Source organism: Clostridium disporicum, from assembly GCF_001405015.1.
GTDB classification, from domain to species: Bacteria; Bacillota; Clostridia; order Clostridiales; family Clostridiaceae; genus Clostridium; species Clostridium disporicum_B.
In genome coordinates, this window is record NZ_CYZX01000014.1 from 43,446 (window position 1) to 65,173 (window position 21,728).

General features: G+C 29.4%; 19 protein-coding genes. 18 read left to right on the forward strand and 1 reads right to left on the reverse strand.

The window, feature by feature from the left end:
• The first annotated feature begins 85 nt into the window (after positions 1-85).
• A complete protein-coding gene (locus tag ARA56_RS10375; RefSeq protein WP_055266425.1) occupies positions 86-970 on the forward strand; it encodes an EamA family transporter in 885 nt (294 codons plus the stop codon).
• A 41-nt stretch (positions 971-1,011) separates the two neighbouring features.
• Here ARA56_RS10375 and ARA56_RS10380 read toward each other — a convergent pair whose 3' ends face one another.
• On the reverse strand, positions 1,012-2,238 hold the full coding sequence (locus ARA56_RS10380) for a helix-turn-helix domain-containing protein (protein WP_055266427.1): 1,227 nt from the start codon (positions 2,236-2,238) through the stop codon (positions 1,012-1,014).
• A gap of 134 nt (positions 2,239-2,372) precedes the next feature.
• Between ARA56_RS10380 and ARA56_RS10385 the strand changes: the two genes are divergently transcribed.
• From ARA56_RS10385 to asrC, 17 genes are all read left to right on the forward strand, one after another.
• The gene (locus tag ARA56_RS10385; protein WP_055266429.1) at positions 2,373-5,087 is read left to right on the forward strand and encodes a sigma-54-dependent transcriptional regulator; all 2,715 of its coding nucleotides are present in this window, start codon (positions 2,373-2,375) and stop codon (positions 5,085-5,087) included.
• 126 nt (positions 5,088-5,213) lie between these two features.
• Positions 5,214-5,540, forward strand: a complete 327-nt coding sequence (locus tag ARA56_RS10390) for a PTS sugar transporter subunit IIA (protein ID WP_207642907.1) — start codon at positions 5,214-5,216, stop codon at positions 5,538-5,540.
• A gap of 55 nt (positions 5,541-5,595) precedes the next feature.
• Positions 5,596-5,895: a PTS sugar transporter subunit IIB gene (locus ARA56_RS10395; RefSeq protein WP_055266433.1), complete on the forward strand. Its 300-nt coding sequence runs from the start codon at positions 5,596-5,598 to the stop codon at positions 5,893-5,895.
• Between the two features lie 15 nt (positions 5,896-5,910).
• Complete coding sequence (locus ARA56_RS10400) at positions 5,911-7,209, forward strand: PTS sugar transporter subunit IIC (RefSeq protein WP_055266435.1); 1,299 nt, start codon at positions 5,911-5,913, stop codon at positions 7,207-7,209.
• 72 nt (positions 7,210-7,281) lie between these two features.
• Positions 7,282-8,700 (forward strand): 6-phospho-beta-glucosidase, encoded by a 1,419-nt coding sequence (locus ARA56_RS10405; protein ID WP_055266437.1) that lies wholly within the window; start codon positions 7,282-7,284, stop codon positions 8,698-8,700.
• Positions 8,701-8,734: 34 nt separating this feature from the next.
• Positions 8,735-9,037, forward strand: a complete 303-nt coding sequence (locus ARA56_RS10410; RefSeq protein ID WP_055266439.1) for a PTS sugar transporter subunit IIB — start codon at positions 8,735-8,737, stop codon at positions 9,035-9,037.
• Positions 9,038-9,280: 243 nt separating this feature from the next.
• On the forward strand, positions 9,281-10,642 hold the full coding sequence (locus tag ARA56_RS10415; protein ID WP_055266441.1) for an MATE family efflux transporter: 1,362 nt from the start codon (positions 9,281-9,283) through the stop codon (positions 10,640-10,642).
• 165 nt (positions 10,643-10,807) lie between these two features.
• Complete coding sequence (locus ARA56_RS10420) at positions 10,808-11,704, forward strand: ROK family protein (protein WP_055266443.1); 897 nt, start codon at positions 10,808-10,810, stop codon at positions 11,702-11,704.
• Between the two features lie 217 nt (positions 11,705-11,921).
• A complete protein-coding gene (locus ARA56_RS10425) occupies positions 11,922-14,009 on the forward strand; it encodes a molybdopterin oxidoreductase family protein (RefSeq protein WP_055266518.1) in 2,088 nt (695 codons plus the stop codon).
• Positions 14,010-14,020: 11 nt separating this feature from the next.
• Complete coding sequence (locus tag ARA56_RS10430; RefSeq protein ID WP_055266445.1) at positions 14,021-14,425, forward strand: 4Fe-4S dicluster domain-containing protein; 405 nt, start codon at positions 14,021-14,023, stop codon at positions 14,423-14,425.
• The gene (locus tag ARA56_RS10435) at positions 14,425-15,657 is read left to right on the forward strand and encodes an NAD(P)/FAD-dependent oxidoreductase (RefSeq protein WP_055266448.1); all 1,233 of its coding nucleotides are present in this window, start codon (positions 14,425-14,427) and stop codon (positions 15,655-15,657) included. Before ARA56_RS10430 ends, ARA56_RS10435 begins: the two co-directional genes overlap by 1 nt.
• A 272-nt stretch (positions 15,658-15,929) precedes the next feature.
• Positions 15,930-16,898, forward strand: coding sequence for a TDT family transporter (locus ARA56_RS10440; protein WP_055266450.1), 969 nt, complete (start codon positions 15,930-15,932; stop codon positions 16,896-16,898).
• 170 nt (positions 16,899-17,068) lie between these two features.
• Entirely contained in the window at positions 17,069-17,926 is an 858-nt protein-coding gene (locus ARA56_RS10445; RefSeq protein WP_055266452.1) for a Cof-type HAD-IIB family hydrolase, read from the forward strand.
• Between the two features lie 22 nt (positions 17,927-17,948).
• Positions 17,949-18,638, forward strand: coding sequence for a Crp/Fnr family transcriptional regulator (locus tag ARA56_RS10450; protein WP_055266454.1), 690 nt, complete (start codon positions 17,949-17,951; stop codon positions 18,636-18,638).
• Positions 18,639-18,778: 140 nt separating this feature from the next.
• Positions 18,779-19,786: an anaerobic sulfite reductase subunit AsrA gene (asrA, locus tag ARA56_RS10455; RefSeq protein ID WP_055266456.1), complete on the forward strand. Its 1,008-nt coding sequence runs from the start codon at positions 18,779-18,781 to the stop codon at positions 19,784-19,786.
• A complete protein-coding gene (gene asrB, locus ARA56_RS10460; protein ID WP_055266458.1) occupies positions 19,787-20,581 on the forward strand; it encodes an anaerobic sulfite reductase subunit AsrB in 795 nt (264 codons plus the stop codon). It begins immediately after the preceding gene.
• Between the two features lie 16 nt (positions 20,582-20,597).
• Entirely contained in the window at positions 20,598-21,560 is a 963-nt protein-coding gene (gene asrC, locus ARA56_RS10465; RefSeq protein ID WP_055266460.1) for a sulfite reductase subunit C, read from the forward strand.
• Positions 21,561-21,728 lie beyond the last annotated feature (168 nt).

A 21,728-nucleotide genomic window follows, 5' to 3' on the forward strand; every position in this document is an offset into this window, starting at 1 on the left:
ATAATAGTGGATGTTTATAAATAATTGGAATTATATCCATAGGGTATAAATATGATTTAATAATTAGATTATAAGGAGAAAGTTTATGTGGGTTTTATATGCCTTTGCTTCAGCAGTATTTGCAGGAACTACATCAATCTTAGCTAAGATGGGAATAAAAGATGTTGATTCTCATGTTGCTACAGCCATAAGAACAATAGTTGTTTTAGTTTTTTCATGGATGATGGTATTTGTAGTAGGATCTCAGTGGACGGTAAATGATATAAGTATAAAAAGTTATGTCTTTTTAATACTTTCAGGTCTGGCAACAGGAGCATCATGGCTTTGTTATTTTAAAGCATTACAAATAGGAGATGTAAATAAAGTTGTTGCAGTTGATAAATCAAGTACAATTTTAACGATGATATTGGCATTTATTATTTTAGGAGAGCAGATTACTATAAATATGATACTAGGAATGATAGGGATAGGAATAGGAACATATTTGATGATTCAAAAGAAAACTGTAAATGTAGAAGATAATAAGCAAATAAAAGGAATTAAAAATAAAGCTTGGTTATTATATGCATCACTTTCAGCTATATTTGCATCATTAACATCTATTCTTGCTAAAATAGGAATAGATAATGTTGAATCAAACCTAGGTACTGCTATAAGAACAATTGTGGTTTTAATTATGTCTTGGATTATAGTATTTATAACTAAGAAGCAACATGAAGTGAAAAATATAGATAGAAGAAGCTTAGCGTTTATAGTATTATCAGGTCTAGCAACAGGAGCTTCATGGCTATGTTATTATAAAGCTTTACAAGATGGACTGGCTAGTGTAGTCGTACCGATTGATAAACTAAGCATATTAGTAACTGTAGGTTTTGCATATATCTTTTTAAAAGAAAAGCTTTCTAAAAAATCTGTAATTGGATTAGGACTGATAGTTGTAGGAACATTAGCATTATTAATAAAAATATAAAATAAAAAATCTTCAGCTTGCTTGCTGGAGATTTTTTTATTTTATATAGATGTCTTAGAGGTATATTTTTTAGGTGTTATACCTGTGAATCTTTTAAATGTTTTAGTAAAGTAACTTTGATCATGAAAACATAATAAAGTTGAAACTTCTAATATAGAATAGTTAGTATGAGTTAAAAGATATTTAGCTTCGTCAATTTTACATTTTAATATGTATTCGCTTAAGCTAATTTTCACCTCCTTTTTGAATTTTGAAGATATATAAGGGGGAGATAGATTTAACATTTTACTAATTTTTAAAAGTGAAATATCTTCGTATAGATGCTTCAAAATTATGTCTATGCAAGTATAAGTAATTTTAGAGTAGTTAAATTTTTGTACTTCTTTTACTTTTGCTGCAAAGGCTATAGGGATTTTACTTTCTATGGTAATAAAAGAACTAATATTATTAATTTCTTCAATATTTTGAATGAATGAATCACTAAGGGTAAAAGCATCCTCACATGATACACCACCATCAATAGATGCCTGAGTGCATAAGGTTATTAGTGCTATAATTAAGTTTTTTCGGTTTCTTAGGTCATTACTTTTGACAACAGTACCTAATTCACCATCAGGTTTAGATTTTAAATCTAATAAGAGCTTATCTATGTTTCCAGTTTTTATATCATTATAAATACATCTTATAAGCTTGTTGCTATGATGATGAGTAGTATTTTGTCTATTTGTAGTTAATAAAGTTTTATATGTATTTTTTACTTTGAAATTAATGTCCAAATAGGAGTTATCATCCTTTAAAATATAATCATTATACATGGGACTGTTGTAAATAGAGAAAAAAAGTAGACTAATCCAATTTAATATAGTTGATATTTCTATAACTGGAATCTCGCTATAATACTTATATATAAGATTCTTATCAATATTTGAAATATAGTTATTGTTATAGATATAATTTTTATCTATAGGACTGCTTAAAATCGGCCCAATAACTATAGAACCTACATACTCTTTAAAGATTAAGTTAATTATTATAAATTTAAAATCATGCTTAGTGGTAACTAGTATTGGAATATTTAAAGTACAATAACTCATAGATAACTTGATAAGTAAATTATCAAAATCTATTGATATATCCGTTGGTGACATATTTTTAACAGAATACAGTATGTTATTTTTATTAGAAATATAACATACAGAAGTGTTAAAAGTATTAAATGTTAAGTTGCATAGATATTTAATTTTATCAAGTGAAATATTATCATTCATATTAAGTCCTCTATAATAAAATATTTATAAAAATATTAAAATAATACAAAAATAAAGTTTTTGTAAATGTTAACATATAATATATAAAAAATCAACATAATATTTTAATTAAGTAAAATATTGGAGGGATGAAATTGGGGAGAATAGATGAGGTATTTAACAAGTTAATTGAATTATATGATGGTGAAGGTGTTGCTACAATCGATATTGCAAGCGAATTAGGATTAAGCAGAGCAAACGTAAGTAATGATTTAAATCGTTTATGTGAAGAAGGCAAAGCAATAAAGAAATGTGGAAAGCCTGTATTATTTACTCCAATAATTAAAAAGAAACTTAAAGTTAAAAAAATCTTAAATGAGAATGTATTAGACAGTTTTGTTGCTGAAAACAAAAGTTTATGCTCAGCAGTTGAACAAGCTAAAGCATCTGTTTTATATCCACCAAATGGAATGAATATGTTGGTTCTCGGAGAAACTGGTGTAGGAAAATCAATGTTTGTATCACTAATACATAAATATGGAATAGAGATGAAGAAGTTTTTAGAGAACTCTCCATTAATAACGTTTAATTGTGCAGACTATGCAAATAATCCTCAGCTTTTATTAGGTCAGTTATTTGGATGTAAGAAAGGAGCTTATACAGGTGCTGATTCTGACAAGATAGGATTAATAGAAAAGGCAAATAATGGGATTTTGTTTTTAGATGAGGTTCATAGATTACCATCTGAAGGGCAAGAAATGCTTTTTACTTTTATGGATAAAGGTATATATAGAAGACTTGGAGAAACGGAATTTGAGCGAAAGGCAAAAGTACTTATTGTTTGCGCTACTACAGAAAATCCAGAAAAAGTTCTATTAAAAACATTTACTAGAAGAATTCCAATGACAATACATATTCCATCTTTAGCTGAGAGAAGTGTTGAAGAGAGATTTTCTTTGATTAGTGCATTTATGAAAGATGAATCAGCTAGATTAGATAAAGAGATAAAGGTATCTATGAATTCTATAAAAGCTTTATTGAGTTATGATTGTGAAGCAAATATAGGACAATTAAAAGTAGATATTCAATTAATATGTGCAAGAGCTTATGCAGAATATGTATCAGGTAAGAAAATAGATATAAAGGTAAATAGCTTGGATTTGCCTTTATATATAAGAAAGGGTTTATATAAAGAAGTTGATCATAGGCAATTGTGGAACAAGCTTATAGATATTAATAAAAAGTATTGTATATTTAATAATCTTGATGATGAGATAATATTTGAAGATTATAAAGGAGAAAGTAATATATATGAGTTAATAGAAGCAAGATATCATCAATTAAAAGAGAGAGGAATTGATGAATCAAATTTACAGGAAACTATTAACTTTGATATAGATAATTATTTCAAGAAGTATATTAATAAGCTTAATAAAAATTTTAGTTGTACTTTTGATATATCACAACTAGAAGGATTTATCGATGGGGATATAAGAAGAGTTATACTAGAAATAATTAATTTTAGTGAAGATAGATTAAATAGAAAGTTAAGTGAGAAGGTTTGCTATGGAATTGCTGTACATATTAATAGTTCCATAGATAGGATTAAATCTAATAAAAAGATTACTAATCCACAATTAAATAAAATTCGAGTTGAAAATACTAGTGAGTTTAATATAGCATTAGATTTACTAAAAATTATTGAGAGATCTTTAGATATAAGTATGCCTATAGATGAAGCTGGGTTTTTAGCTATATTTTTAGCATATGATAAATGTAATATAAAAAAGGAAGAACAAGAAGTAAAGGTTATAGTTATTGCTCATGGAGAGACTACAGCTACATCTATGGTTAATGCTACTAATAAGTTATTAGGAAATAATTATGCTATAGGGATAAATGCGCCTATAGAAGAAAGTCCAGAAAAAGTATTAGAAAGAGTTAAGAAATATATTAGTAAAAAAATAAAATCTGATATTTTATTTTTAGTTGATATGGGTTCATTAACAACTTTTGCAAAAGAAATAGAAGCAGAGTTTAACATAAAAACTAGGGTTATGCCTTTAGTAAGTACTCTACATGTTCTTGAAGCAACAAGAAAAGCTATGCTTGGATATAATGTTGATGAAATATTAAATGATATGATAAAAGTTAATGAGTTATACATTACTGACTATCAAAAAGAAAATGAAGTTTTAACAAGTGAGAGTATAAAAAAATTAGCTATATTATCTGTATGTACAACAGGTGATGGTGGAGCTAAAAGTATACTTAATTTATTAGAAAATAAACTAAATTATGATAGTAACGTAATAGATATTATTACAATGAATTTAATTGGTGTAGAAAATATAGAGAATAAGATAAATAGGTTATCAAGAGAGTATAAAATAATATCTTTAATAAGTACATTCGATATAGAGGTAGATATATTTAAGCTTTCGCTAAAAGATATATTTGTTGGGGATGGAATTGATAAATTACAAAAAGTTATTGATTTAGAAACAACATATATAAAAATGGTAGAAACTCTTAAAACACATTTAAAACACATTGATGGAGAAAGAGTTTTAGAGCATATAAAGTGTTTTAATGAAAGAATCCAGAAAAAAATAAATATGAAAATAGAAACAAATAGACTGATAGGAATAACGCTTCATATAGCTTGTATGATAGATAGATTAAGTGAAGGAATAAAGGCAGAGCCTTTTGAATTAAAGGAGAAATTTATAGCAGAAAACCAAGAGTTATTTAACTTGGTAAAGATTGAAATAAATAAATTAAAGAATAAATACTATGAAAATATTGAAGTAGATGATGATGAAATATGCTATATTACTAGTTTCTTCAAAGGTGGATTTATAAATTAATAATAATGTTTTAATAGAAACTCTCATTAATTGAGAGTTTTTATTTTATGTGTTTCATTAGTTTTGGCATGGCAATTGCTTTATATATTATTAAGAAAACATAAAAAATTAAGAGGTGAATAGAAGATGGATAATATGGAGTATCAAGAAGTAGTATTTGGATTAATAGTAAATGCAGGAAATGCTAGAAGTAAAGCTATGAACTCAATAAGGTTAGCTAAGAAAGGTAAGATAGAAGAAGCTAAAGAAAATTTAAAATTATCTGAAGAAGATTTAAATCTTGCTCATGAAATACAGACTAAGCTGATTCAAGGAGAAGCAGCGGGCGAGAAAACAGAACTTTCATTATTGATGGTACATGCTCAAGATCATTTGATGAACGCAATAACAGTAAAGGATTTAGCAAATGAAATAATTGATATTCATGAAAAATTTATGATAGAGCAAGGTTAATCTTTTATAAAAGTATTTATTTAAATTTATATATTTATTTTGGGAGGAAAGAATAATGAAAAAAATTACCTTAATTTGTGCAGCAGGTATGTCTACAAGTTTATTAGTAACAAAAATGGAGAATGTAGCAAAGAAAAACAATTTGCCGGTTGAAATAACCGCAATTCCACAATCAAAATTTGTTGAGTATGAAGATAAGACAGATATTCTATTATTAGGACCTCAAGTTAGCTTCCTATATGAAGATTTTAAAGAAAAATATGAACCAAAGGGAATAGTAGTTAAAGTTATAGATAGTGCAGATTATGGAATGATGAATGGTGCTAAAGTTCTTAAAGCAGCATTAACTAAATAAAAGGGGGATTTAAAAATGAACGGATCAAAAATACAAGAGAAAGTTATGCCAATTGTTAATAAAATAAGTAACAACAGATATTTAAAAGCAACATCAGATGGGGTTGCAGGAGCACTTCCAGTAATTATTGTGGGGGCAATATTTACTTTATTAGCTAACTTTCCATTTGAACCATATCAAAACTTTTTAGCAAACACAGGACTAAATACATTATTTAATTTACCAATAACATTTACAACAAATCTTCTTTCTTTATATGCCGTATTCTTTATTGGATATAAGATGTCAGAAAGCTTTGATTGTAGTGGACCTATTGCAGGGATGATATCACTATTATGTTTCTTTATAGTAACTCCATTAGCAAATGTAGATGGTACTAGCTTTATATCATTCGAATGGTTAGGAGCAACTGGATTTTTCGTTGCTATATTAGTTGGATTGCTTGTAGGTAGAATATATGCACTTATAGTTAATAAAAATATAGTAATTAAAATGCCAGCAGGTGTTCCACCAACAATTTCACAATCTTTTACCGGGTTAATACCAGCATTTATAATTACACCTATTTTTTTAGTAGTAGCAGCTATATTTACTAATACTTCTTTTGGAAGTATACATTCATTAGTCTATCAATTTGTACAAACACCATTACAAGGATTAGGTGGATCATTTGGAGCTTTATTAATAGTAATTCTGGTATCTCATTTTTTATGGTTATTTGGTATTCATGGAACTATGGTAGTTTTCTCAATAATGATGCCAATATGGACAGGATTAGATATGGCAAACTTAACAGCATATAATGCAGGAGAACCATTACCTAATATAGTAGGGTCAGCATTTTTAATGACATATGTTTTAATTGGTGGTTCAGGTGCAACTATGGGAATGAATATCTATATGTCATTTAGAGCGAAAAGCAAGCGTTATAAAACGTTAGGGGCACTAGCATTACCAGGAAGTATTTGTGGAATAAATGAACCTTTAATATTTGGAGCACCATGTATAATGAATCCAAAATTAGCGATACCATTTATATTATCTCCAATTGCTTGTGCAACAATAGCATATATGTTAACTGTAACAGGTATAGTACCAAAGTTAGCGTGTATTGGATTACCTTTAGGAACACCATTAGTAGTAGGTGGTTTCTTACAAGGTAGTTGGATGATAGCTGCACTACAAGTTTTATTAATTGTAATATCATTTCTAATATACTTACCATTTATAAAATCTTTAGATAAAGAAGCTTATGCTATGGAACAACAAGAAGATGAAGATGATGTAGATTTCAGTGATGTTGTTTTTGACTAAGAAAAATATAGTTTAAATTTAAAGTGAGGCTTGTTTATTATAAATGAGCCTCATTATTAGGAGGAAAATAATATGAGTAATAATAAATTTCCAGATAATTTCTTATGGGGAGGGGCTGTAGCTGCAAACCAATGTGAAGGAGCATGGAATGTTCACGGAAAAGGAGTTAGTACAGCTGATGTAGCCACAGCTGGTTCAAGAGAAAAGAAAAGAGAATATACTGACGGAGTAATTGAAGGTAAGTATTATCCATCTCATGAAGCAATAGATTTTTACCATAGATTCGAAGGTGATATTGCTTTACTTGCTGAAATGGGATTCAAATGTTTTAGAACGTCAATTGCATGGACAAGAATATTCCCAAATGGCGATGAAAGTGAACCAAATGAAGAGGGATTAAAATATTATGATAGATTATTTGATGAGTGTTTAAAGTATGGAATAGAGCCTGTAGTTACAATATCTCATTATGAAATGCCATATGCGTTGGTGGAAAAATATGGAGCGTGGAGAAATCGTAAGCTAGTAGATTTTTATGTTAATTATTGTGAAGCGATATTTTCAAGATATAAGAATAAGGTTAAATATTGGATGACTTTCAATGAGATTAATGTAATAGCATTACATCCATTTATACCTGCTGGAATAAAGTTTGTAGAAGGAGAAAACAAAGAACAAGTAGTATATCAAGCTGCGCATCATCAGCTAGTAGCAAGTGCTAAGGCTGTAAGTTTAGGTCACAAAATTAATCCGGATTTTAAAATTGGAATGATGATGATTTATCCTTTAATGTATCCTGAAACTTGTAATCCATCAGATACATTATTAGTACAAGAAGCTATGAATAAAAATTATTTCTTCTCAGATGTACAAGCTAGAGGATATTATCCAAATTATATGAAAAATTATTTTGAAAGAAATAATATAACTATAGAAATGGCTGAGGATGATGAAGAGGTATTAAGAGAGGGTTCTGTAGATTATATAGGATTTAGTTATTATATGTCTTTAGTAATGGGAACAAATAAGGATGAAGAATCTGTTTCTGGTAATATGATGGGTGGTAAGAAAAATCCTTATTTACAAGCGTCTGATTGGGGATGGCAAATAGACCCTGTTGGACTAAGAATATCATTAAATAATTTATATAATAGATATCAAAAACCATTATTTATTGTTGAGAATGGTTTAGGAGCTATAGATGCTGTTGAAGAAGATGGATCAATTAATGATGATTATAGAATAGATTATTTAAGAAAACATATAGAAGAAATGAAGAAAGCTGTTGTTATTGATGGAGTAGAGTTAATGGGATATACCCCATGGGGATGTATAGATTTGATTTCGGCATCGACTGGAGAAATGATGAAGAGATATGGATTTATATATGTTGATAAAAATAATGATGGGGAAGGAACGCTAGATAGAAAGAGAAAAAAGAGTTTCTACTGGTATAAGGATGTTATTAGAAGTAATGGAGAGAAGTTATAAAAGTTAATAATAAAAAGTATATGGAGGAAAAATTATGAAAAATATATTATTAGTATGTGCAGCAGGTATGTCTACAAGTCTTTTAGTTAATAAGATGAAGGATGCTGCAAAAGCAAAAGGAATAGAAATAAACATTAACGCTTTACCAGTTTCAGAATGTTCAAGCGTTGTTGATACAGTTGATATAGTTTTACTTGGACCACAAGTTAGATTCCAAAAGCCACAAGTTGATGCTTTAGTAAAAGGAAGAGTACCAGTAGAGGTTATAGATATGAGACTTTATGGAACAATGAATGGAGCAGCTGTTCTTGAAAGAGCATTACAATTAATTAAATAATGGTATTACAAATTTGATTTTTAGAGTAGATATATTAGGTTTTATAAATCTAATATATCTATTTAAATTTATGAAACTTATATATTGTTAAAATTGTAATAAATAAATTTAGAATGTTATGATATTGAAATGCAAGCTATAATAATACATTGGCTTGTATTTTTATGTTTTTAAAAAGTTTCAAAATAAGAAAATATAAGAACGTGTTCGATGATATAATCATAGGAGGAAGGAGATGGAAGCATGGAATTGACGGTATTTAAAAGAGAAAATGACTTCTATAAGAGAATGTTAGCTATAGCTATTCCAATAACGTTACAAAATTTAATTACGATAGGAATAAGTATGGCAGATACGATGATGCTTGGCTCATTAGGTGAAGTAGCATTATCAGCTTCTGCATTAGCAAACCAATTTAGCTTTATATTTCTAGTAATACATTTTGGATTAGCTGGAGGAGCAGGAGTTTTAACAGGACAGTTTTGGGGAAAAGGGGATAAAGAATCTATAAGTAAGACATTATCTATGATGCTTAAGATAAGTGCGATATTTAGCTTTACTTTCTTTATATTAGGACAGTTTTTCCCATCTCAAATAATGAGAATATATACTCCAGATCCATCAGTAATTGCTGAAGGAGTTAAGTATTTAAAGATATTATCTTTTGCATTTTTAGTACAAGGTTTTTCTACTATAGCAATAGGAATTTTAAGAACTGTTGGAATAGTTAAGTTAGCTTTATGTTCAACAGCTATTTCATTCTTTGCAAATATATTTTTAAACTGGATGTTTATATTCGGTAATTTAGGTGCTCCAAGATTAGGTGCAGCTGGAGCAGCAGTAGGAACTTTAATATCTAGAATAATTGAATTCTTAATAGTTGCAATTTATTTAATATTTATTGATAAGAGAATACAATTTAAGATTAAAGATTTATTTAAACATGATAAGGCTATTTTTACAGATTATGCTAAGCATGGAACTCCAGTACTTATAAGCGATTTTATATTAGTAATAGGATTAAATATGTTATCTGTAATCATGGGGAGAATGGGAGCAGAAATGGTAGCTGCTAACTCTATAAATACAGTATTACAACAATTCTGTACAGTATTTTTAATGGGAGTAGCAAATGCAAGTGGTGTAATTATAGGAAATACTGTTGGAGCTAGAGAGTATGATAAGGCACAAGATTATGGAAAGACATTTTTAGTATTAGCAATATTAATAGGATGTATTTCTGGACTTCTTATATTTAGCTTAAAGAATGTAATGATAGGATTTTATGATGTAGCGGGAAGTACAAAGGAAATTGCATATCAACTAATGAATACAACATCTATTATAGTAGTATTCTCGGCTGTTGGCTCAACATTAACTAAAGGTGTATTAAGAGCAGGTGGAGATACTAAATTCTTAATGAAAGCTGATGTACTTTTCCTTTGGTTATTAGCAATTCCTCTTGGTTTTATAGCAGGGGTAGTATTAAATTTACCAGCTGGTATAGTATTTTTCTGCTTAAAAATAGATGAGGTAATTAAAGCATTGTGGTGTACAAAGAGATTGCTTCTGGATAAGTGGATTAAAAATGTTACTCTTGCCTAGAGAGTAGGAGTTAAGAATAGGGAATTCATTGTTATGAACTTCCTATTCTTAATTCTTTTTTATTTAATATATTTTCAAAAAATGAAAACTTATGTATACCTTTACTGATATAATTTAATTATAAAATATAATAATTATAACTTAATTTGTAAAAGGGTGGAAAATATGAATAAATTAACTTTAGGAATAGATATAGGTGGAACTTTTATAAAATACGCATTAGTAGATTCAGCATTTAATATAATAGAAAAATGGAAAATTCCAACAGTTAAATGTAATACTAAAGATGAATTTTATGATTATATATGTTCAAATGCGAAATACTTAGATGAAGTAGATAGAATAGGGGTAAGTGCTCCAGGATTAGTTAATGAAGCATCAGAAATAAAGTCTTATGCAGCACCAAATGTTGTAATAATGTTTGGGACAAGCGTTAATGAAGAAATATCAAAGAGAACTGGTAAAATAGTTGCAACTATAAATGATGCTAAATCAGCAGGACTTTGTGAGCTTAAAGCTGGTAATGCAAAAGGAACTAAATCATCAGCCTTTCTAATTATAGGAACTGGTACTGGTGGATGCCTATGTAATGAAGATGATGTTATATATGGAGTTGATGGATTTGCAGGGGAGTTTCATCATATGCCATTTATAGATTTCCATGAAAATAAGGTATTAAGACAAGGTGATTATTGCTCAATGACTGCTTTAATTCAAATTTATAATACTAAAGTAAGTGAAGATGAGAGATTAGAGTATGGTCATGAAATAACAGCTAAATATTTAGCTGGAGATGAAGTGGCTAAGTTAGCTATAGAAGACTGGACTAGAAATATAGCAAATCAATTACTATCTATAACAACATTCTATAATCCTGAAATAATATGTTTAGGAGGAGGAATATCTGAAGAGGATTGGTTTATAGATTTAATATCAGAAAGATTTAAAGTAGCATCGAAGAATTTCTTAGGACTAGATATTCTTACAACAAAAATAGGTAGATGTAAGTACAATAATGATGCAAATATATTAGGGGCAGTAATTAAAGTAAATATGAAATAAAAATAAAGAATATAATTATTAAGTAAAAGTACGGAAAGGGATTTTCGTGCTTTTTTTATATTTAATTATGAAATTTTTATATAAATATATTTTCAGTTTAAAAATGTGACTATTATCACAGTTTTTTAGATAAAAGTATGATAGATTTTACTTAGTGAAATAAATAACAATGAATTTAATGATATTAATATATAAAGAAGTGGAGATGAAGTTACTTATGAAAAAAATTCAATCAACTTGTAACTTATGTGCATTAGCATGTAACATTGACTTTCATGTAGAAGACGGAAAAATATATAAGGTTTCACCAACTGTGGATTATCCTGTTAATAAAGGGTTTTGCTGTATTAAAGGTTTAAATTTAGATAAACAGCAAACAAAAATTAAAGCAAGAAAAACACCTCTTTTAAGAGATGAAAATGGAGAAATGAAAGAAATTTCTTGGGAAGAGGGAATAAAAACATTTGCTAAAAAAATGACAGAGATTCAAGAGAAGTATGGTAAGGAAAGTGTTGCTTTCATAAGTACTGGTCAGATGCCAACAGAAGATATGGCACTACTTGGACATGTAGGTAGAAATCATATGGGTATACCTGGTGATGGTAATACTAGATTATGTATGGCTACTTCAGTAGTTGCTCATAAGCAAAGCTTTGGATTTGATGCACCTCCATATACATTAAATGATGCGGAGCTTTCAGATACTATATTCTTAATAGGAGCAAATCCAGTAATAGCTCATCCAGTATTCTGGGGAAGAATCAAAGAAAATAAAGATGCTAAAATAATAGTAATAGACCCAAGAAAATCAGAGACAGCTATGAATGCTGATATTTGGATAGATGTTAAGCCAAAGGCTGACTTAGTTTTATTCTATACATTAGCGAATGTATTAATAGAAAAAGGTTATATTGATAATAATTATATTGAAAACTTCACAGAAGGATATGAAGGATTCAAGGAACATGTTTCTAAGTTTACATTAGAAAATGTTGAATCTGAAACTGGAATATCAGCTGAAAGAGTTTTAGAATTAGCTGAAATAATACATAACGGAAAAAGAGTTTCATTCTGGTGGACAATGGGAATTAACCAAGGATATCAGGCTGTTAGAACTGCTCAATCAATAATTAATTTAGCTTTAATTACTGGTAACATGGGTAGACCAGGAACAGGTGCTAACTCTTTAACAGGGCAATGTAATGCTATGGGTTCAAGAGCATTTAGTAATACTGCAGGACTTTACGGTGGTGGAGATTTCGATAATCCAGTACGTAGAAAGGCTGTTGCAGAAGCTTTAGGAGTAGATGAAAGTGTACTTGCTACTAAGCCAACAATTCCATATAACGTTATAATAGAAAAAGTTATATCTGGTGAAATAAAAGGTTTATGGGTAATTTGCACAAATCCAAGACACTCATGGGCAAATAATCAGGAATTTGAAAAGGCAGTTAAGAACTTAGATTTCTTTGTAGTTCAAGATATATATGAAGATACAGATAGCGCTAAGCTTTGTGATTTATTCTTACCATCAGTTCCAGCTATTAAAAAAGAAGGTGTATTAATAAACACTGAAAGAAGATTATCAAAGGTTAATCCTGTAATAGCTAAGGAAGAAGGAGAGTTATCTGATTACGAAATCTTCTACAAGATTGGTGAAGAATTAGGAATGGGAGATACTTTAAAAGGATGGGAAACTCCAAGACAAGCATTTGAATTGTTAAAGAAGTGTTCAAAAGGAATGCCTTGTGATATTACTGGTGTAACTTATGAAATGTTAGAAGGTAAGAACATGGAAGGTTCAAGAGGAGTTCAATGGCCATTTAGAGAAGGGGATGTTCTTGAAGCAGATGAAAGAAGATTATTTGAAGATGGTAAGTATTATACTCCATCAAAGAAAGCTAAATTCCACTTTGAAGATATAGCAGAAAATCCAACTCAAACAAGCGAAGAATTCCCATATATATTTAACTCAGGAAGAGGAACAGTAGGACAATGGCATACTCAAGTTAGATCTAGAGAAATTGAAGAATCTGAAAGAATATATTCTAAAGAATCCTATGCATTTATGCATCCAGAACTAGCTAAAGAGTTAAATATAGTAGAAAACGAAAGAGTTAAGATAGCTTCTCAAAACGGAGTTACTAGTGAATTTACTATAAAAATTTCAGACCATGTTAAAAAGAATCATTTATATGCACCAATTCACTACATAGAAACAAATTCACTTACTCCTTCAGTATATGATCCATATTCAAAGGAGCCATCATTTAAGACTGTGGCAGTAAATATCATCAAGAAGTAAGAGGTAGAAAAATGAAGAGAATTAAGATAGATAGAAGTAAATGCGTTGGATGCCTAACATGTACAACTGCATGTATAGTATCTCACGGTTCAGAGGATACAAGAAGTAGAATTACAATAGATAGTAACGGTAAATATGCTCCAATATTCTGTAGACATTGTGATAAACCAGAATGTGTTTATACTTGTATGACTGGTGCTATGAGCAAGGATAGAGAAACAGGAAAAGTAACTTATGATAAAAACAAATGTGCAAGCTGTTATATGTGTATAATGGCTTGTCCATACGGAGTGTTAAAGGCTGATTCAAGAACTCATAAAGAGATAATGAAATGTGATGGATGTAAGGAAAAAGGAAGCCCACAATGTGTGGCTAAATGCCCGATGTCAGCAATTACTTTAGAGGAGGTTAAGTAATGAGATATGTAGTTATAGGAGCCTCTGCAGCAGGAATCAGCGGAGTTAAGACTTTAAGAGAATTAGATAAAGATGCAGAAATAATATTAGTATCTAAAGATGAAAATGTATATTCAAGATGTATACTTCACCACTATATATCTAATCATAGAGATGTAGAAGCACTAAACTTCACAGATAAAAAATTCTTTGAAGATAATAATATAACTTGGATTAAAGGTGTTGAAGTTAAGTCTATAGATGATAAAGCTCAAAGTTTAGAATTATCTAATGGAGAAACTTTAACATATGATAAAGTGATGCTATGTACAGGTGCATCTGCATTTATACCTCCAGTAGAAGGTTTAAGAGAAGGTAACAATGTAGTTGGATTAAGAAACTTAGATGATGCTGTATTAATAAAGGAACAAGCTAAAAAAGTTAAAAATGTAGTAGTTCTTGGTGCAGGTCTTGTTGGAATAGATGCAGTTAGTGGATTATTAGGACAAGGGTTAAATGTATCTTTAGTTGAAATGGGAGATAAAATATTACCTATTCAATTAGATAAATATACTTCTGATGTATATCAAAAGAAGTTCTCTGAAAATGGTGTTAATTTAAAGCTTGGCGTTAGAGCTGAAAAGTTAATATTAGATGAAAATAAAAACCCTAAGGCTTTAGTTATAAATACTGGCAATGGAACAGAGGAAATTCCATGTGAGTTAGTAATAGTAGCAACAGGTGTTAGATCTAATACTGCATTCTTAGAAGGAAGCAACATAGAATTTGATAGATTTGGTTTAATTATAGATGAAAAGGGTAAAACTAACATTGACAATGTATATGGTGCAGGAGATATAACAGGTAGAAATCCAATATGGCCAACAGCTGTTAAGGAAGGTATTATTGCAGCTAATAATATGTTAGGAAATGAAATGATAATGACAGATTTCTTTGGAAGCAAGAATACTATGAACTTTGTTGGGATAGCAACTATGTCTCTTGGTGATACTGAACCAAAGGATGAAACTTATAAAGTAGAAGTTAAGATTGATGGAGATAACTACAAGAAGATTATCCATAAGGATGGTAAGATTTATGGAGCTTTAATTCAAGGCGATTTATCTTATGCAGGAGTTTTAACTCAGCTTATAAAAGAAAATATAGATATTTCAAAAGTAACTAAAAGTATATTTGATATAGACTATGCAGATTTCTTTAATATGAAAGAAAATTTTGAGTTTATATATTAGTTATAAAAATATCATAACAATCAAGTTTCCACTAAAATTTATATATCAAGGAAGTCCCATCGTTACATTGAATGATGGGGCTTTTTTATAACAGTTGATATATTTTTACAAAAAGATTGTGAAAAAAATATTAAAATACCAAGTAAAACGTGATATTAATCACAGTTTTTAAAGAATTAGTTATATATAATTACAAGTGAAGAGAGACGTTTCGGGAAAAGAGTTAAAAACTTAACAAAAACTAGAAATTTTAATTGAATTAGGAGGTAATTATGAGTAATAAATCATTTTTACAAAAGGTCCAAAACATGCCAGTTGCGATTTTACCTACTATGGTGGGAGCCTTAACGTTAGGAAATGTTTATTCAGGTATGGGTTATACATGGGTAAGACATATTACTACATGGGCGGCAATAATAATTTTATTAGTTTATTTAACAAAAATTATATTCCATTTTGATACTTTTAAGAAGGAATATTCAAACACTGTACCAGCTTCGCTTTATGCAGGAGCTACAATGATAACTATGATTGTAGGTAGTTATTTTTACAATGCAAGTGCTGTCTTTGGTAAGACTTTATGGTTTACTGGTTTAATATTACATGCAATTCATATTTTAATATTTACATATAGAAATGTTATTAAAGGTGTAAATATGCAAACTTTCGTTCCAAGCTGGTTTGTAACATATAATGGAATAATGGTTTCTACTGTTGTTGGCGGAGTTATGAATGAACCTCTTATTGGTAAGATAGTTGTATTTTATGGTATAGCAGTGCTTACTATAATAATGCCATTTATGATTTATAGATTAGTAAAACATGAAATTAAAGATCCAGTATTCCACACTCAAGCAATATTACTTGCACCATCAAGTCTTTGCTTAGTGAGTTACTTTAATTTTATTAAAGAACCGAATGCAATAATAGTATATTATTTATATGCTTTAGTATTAGCTGCATTTATATTTATATTATGGAGATTACCAAAGTTCTTCTCATTTGATTTCCATCCAGGATTTGCAGCATTAACATTCCCTATGGCTATAGGAATAGTTGCTTCAAATAAAATGTCAGCTTATTTAATAGCTCAAGGATATGAAGCTGCTGGAAACGCAGTTAATCAATTAGCAGGAATACAAATTTATGTAACAACAATGTTAATTGGATATATTTTATTACGTTTCTTCATGTTATTTAAAGATAGCTATAAGAAAGATAAACAAGAAAAAGCAGCTTAATTACAAAATAATAAGTTGATAAAGAGATAGAGGTATTTGTTAAAGAATACTTCTATCTTTTCTTTATTTTAAATTTTGAAAACAAAAATATATAATAATTGGTATAATAATTTGTGAAAGTTTTACAGTTGTAAGAATTAAATAATAAATGTAGGTAGAAGGAGATAATTATGATTAAACTTATTGCATCAGATATGGATGGAACATTACTAAATAGCAATCACACTATATCACAAGGAAATATTGAAGCTATAAGAAAAGCACAAGAGCTAGGTGTGAAATTTGCTATAGTTACTGGGAGAAGTTATGATGGTGTTAAACCAATTGCAGATGAATTTAATCTTGATTGTGAATATATTTTAATGAATGGTTCTGAATATAGAGATAGGAATGGAAATATTCTTGAAAATATAACAATTGATAAAGAGAAAGTTAAAGTTGTTATGGAGATTATGGAAGAAGCAGATTTATGTATAGAGCTTTTTACTAATAAAGGAACTTTAACATCAGATTATGAAAAAGTTAAAGCTTCAATAGAAGATAGGGTAAGGTCTTTAAATCCTGAACATAGTGATGAGGAAATTCAAGGATTTTTAAAGGAATTTATTGGCAGAAGAAAAATTACTATTTTTAATAGTATAAATGAGCTAATGGATGATAAAATAGATATATATAAAATTATAACTTTTAATAAAGATGTTGAATTAATTAAGAGTATTAAAGAAAAATTAAAGAAGTTACCAGGACTATCAGTAGTATCAACTTTTGATAATGATATAGAAATTAGTGACATGCAAGCCCAAAAGGGGTTAATACTTGCAAAGGTAGCTGAAAAGATGGGATTAGAAAGAGATGAAGTTATGCCTATAGGGGATAGTTTTAATGATTATTCTATGTTTACAGAGTTTAAAAATGCATGCGCTATGGGAAATGCTATACCTGAAATAAAGGAGTTAGCAGGTTTCATAACTGACACAAATGATAATGATGGAGTAGCTAAAGCGATTTACAGAGCTTTAAATATATAAAATAAAATTATTAGGTGAGATTATGGTTAAGATAAGCTTAGAAGAACTTAAAGACATGGAACTATTTCAAGAGCTATCAGATGAAACATTAAAGCTATTAAGCGAGCATTGTGATATGAAGGAGTATAAGAAGGGGAGTCATGTTTTTAGGGATAGGGAGATTGTAAGTAGAATATATATACTATATTCAGGAAAAGTATCATTATATAAAATGAATGAATCAGCTCAAAAGAAGATAATTTTTATATTAGGGGCAGGTAAGATAATAAATGATTATGCTATTGATGATCTTCCATCTTCAATAAATTGTGAAGTATTTGAAACAGCACAAATCTTATCTATAGATAAAAAGATTTTTCTTGAAATAATGAAAAGTGATTTTGACTTAACAAAGATTTTTATTAAGGCTCAAGCATTAAAAATTAGGAGACTATATAGGCAAATGAAGAATTCAACACCTATAAAAGTCGAAAAGCGTGTTGCAGCTAAACTGTGGAAATTAGCAAAGGACTACGGAGAAGAAGTAGAAGAAGGAACGTTAATAAAATTAAACATAAGTGTTACATATTTAGCTGATATGTTTGGCGCACCCCGTGAAACTATATCGAGAGCATTAAAACTTTTAAGTAAAGAAGATTTAATAATAAATGATAATAAAAAAATTATAATTAAGGACAAAGATAGGCTTTCGAAATTTTTTAAAGGACTGTGATATTAATCACAGTCTTTTTTTCTATCAAAAATTATAATAAAAACATAGATTATTGTTAGTTTAATAACAAAGATAAGAATAACAATTTGAGTAGGAAGTCTTTTAACCTAATAAAATAAAGTTGATTAAGAGGTGTTCAAATGGGATATAAGTTTGATATAGAAAATTTTAATGGCGCATTAAAAGAATTATCAAAGGAGTACAAGATATATGCTCCTAAGGTATTAGAAGGAAAAGGAAGATTCTCAGATACTGATATAGTAAGATATGAAGAAGTATCAAGAGTTGAAGAAATTGAGTTCAATAAAAAATCTCAATTTTCATATAAAGAAGTTTTACTTCCAATTTCTCAGACATTATTCTTCTTTACAGAAAATGAAATGAAAGAAGCTGATATGGAAGAAAAGGCTCCATTAATATTCTTAAGAAGCTGTGATATAAATTCTTTAAGAAGAATTGATGATATATATTTAAGAAATGGATTTGAAGATCCATTTTACAAGAAGATAAGAGAAAAAGCTAAATTTGTATTAATGGGATGCGAAAAAAGCTTTGAAAATTGTTTCTGCGTAAATATGGGAACAAACACAACTGATGAGTATGACATGTACATAAAAGTTAATGGAAATGAAGTTTACTTAGATGTTAAAAATGAAGAATTCAAAGACCTTATGGATAAATTCAACAACGAATCAGTAGATGTAACTCCAGATTTCGTAACTGAAAATGAAGTTAAAGTTAATATTCCAGAAAATTTAACTCAAGAAGTAATGAAATCTAAGATGTGGGATGAATATTCAGAAAGATGTATAGCATGTGGAAGATGTAACTTCGTATGTCCAACATGTACATGCTTCACAATGCAAGATATTTTCTACAAAGAAAACGAAAAATCAGGTGAAAGAAGAAGAGTATGGGCTTCATGTCAAGTTGATGGATACACAGATATGGCTGGAGGACATAGCTTCAGAAATGATAAGGGACAAAGAATGAGATTTAAAGCTCTTCACAAGGTTTATGACTACAAGAAGAAGTGGGGATACCACATGTGCGTAGGTTGTGGAAGATGTGACGATATATGTCCTGAATACATATCATTCTCAAACTGCATAAATAAATTAGAGAAAGCTATGGATGAGGTGAAATAGATGACAAACAATATATACAAACCATTTATATCAGAAATATTAGATGTTATTGAACATACTTCAATAGAATATACTTTTAGAATGGCATTTACAGGAGATGTAAAGCCAGGGCAATTCTTTGAAGTTTCACTTCCTAAGTACGGGGAAGCTCCTATATCTGTAAGTGGAATTGGAGAAGGATATGTTGACTTAACAATAAGAAGAGTTGGTAAAGTTACTGATGAAATCTTCAAGAACTATAAGGGTGACAAGTTATTTATGAGAGGACCATACGGAAATGGTTTCGATATAGATAACTATAAAGGAAAAGAAGTAGTTGTTGTTGCTGGAGGAACAGGACTTTCACCAGTAAGAGGAATAGTAGAATACTTCTCAAGAAATCCTCAAGATGCTAATGGATTCACTTTAATTTCAGGATTTAAATCACCTGAAGATGTATTGTTTAAGGCTGATATAGAAGAATGGAAGAAAAACTTAAATGTAATAATAACAGTTGATAAAGCTGAAGAGGGATATACAGGAAATACAGGACTTGTTACAAAGTATGTTGCGGAGCTTAAGCTAAAAGACTTAGAAAACGTAGAAGTAGTTGTAGTTGGACCTCCAATGATGATGAAGTTTACAGTTTTAGAGTTCTTAAAACTTGGTGTTAAAGAAGAAAATATCTGGATTTCTCAAGAGAGAAAAATGTGTTGTGGAGTAGGTAAGTGCGGACACTGTAAGATAGATGATACTTATATCTGTTTAGATGGACCAGTATTCAACTACACTAAGGGTAAACTTTTAATAGATTAATTAGGAGGCAGAAGTTATGGATATAAATACTAAAAAGCTTAAAAAGAATGCTTTTAGAATAACTAAAACTAGAGGAGTTACAGCTTCAAGAGTTAGAGTTCCAGGAGGACATCTAAAAGCTGAATATTTAGGATTAATTCAAGAAATAGCTGATAAGTACGGAAACGGAACTGTACATATAACTACTAGACAAGGATTTGAAATACCAGGAATAAGCTTCAAGGATATGGATGCAGTTAATAAGATGCTTCAACCTATAATTGAAGGATTAGAAATAAACCAAGAAAATCCTGGAGATGGATATAATGCAGCAGGTACAAGAAATGTATCAGCATGTATAGGAAATAATGTTTGTCCTTTTGCTAACTATAATACTTCTAAGTTCGCAAAGAGAATAGAAAAGGCTATATTCCCAAATGACTTACATTTTAAAATAGCTTTAACTGGATGTCATAATGACTGTATAAAAGCTAGAATGCACGACTTTGGAATACTAGGTATGACTGAGCCTCAATTCGATAAAAACAAGTGTGTATCTTGTGGTGCTTGCGTAAGAGCTTGTAACAAGAAATCAACAGGAGCTATACATGCTGAAAACTATAGACCAGTAAGAGATCACGGCAAATGTATTGGATGTGGAGAGTGTGTAATCAACTGTCCAACAGGTGCATGGACTAGAAGTAAGGAAAAATACTATAGATTAGTTATCATGGGTAGAACAGGAAAGAAGAACCCAAGATTAGCTGAAGACTTTATAGTTTGGGTAGATGAAGATAGTATAGTTAAAATAATTACTAATACTTATAAATATGTTACAGAACATATTGCAAAAGATGCTCCAGGTGGAAAAGAACACATTGGATATATCATAGATAGAACTGGATTTATGGAATTTAAGAAATACGCATTAGAAGGTGTAGAACTTTCAGATAAAGCTGTATTAAAGAATAATGTATATTGGAGCGGAGTAAGATATTAAATTAGATTAGTATAATAATTGCTGACTAATGAAAGAATACTACTATGTAATTAAAATTTAACAAACTAAACTAAAATTAAGGTCGCTATATTAAATTATAGCGGCCTTAAAAAATAGATGTTAAGTTAAAAGGAAACACTAATTCTGATGAATTAATTGGCGTACTCT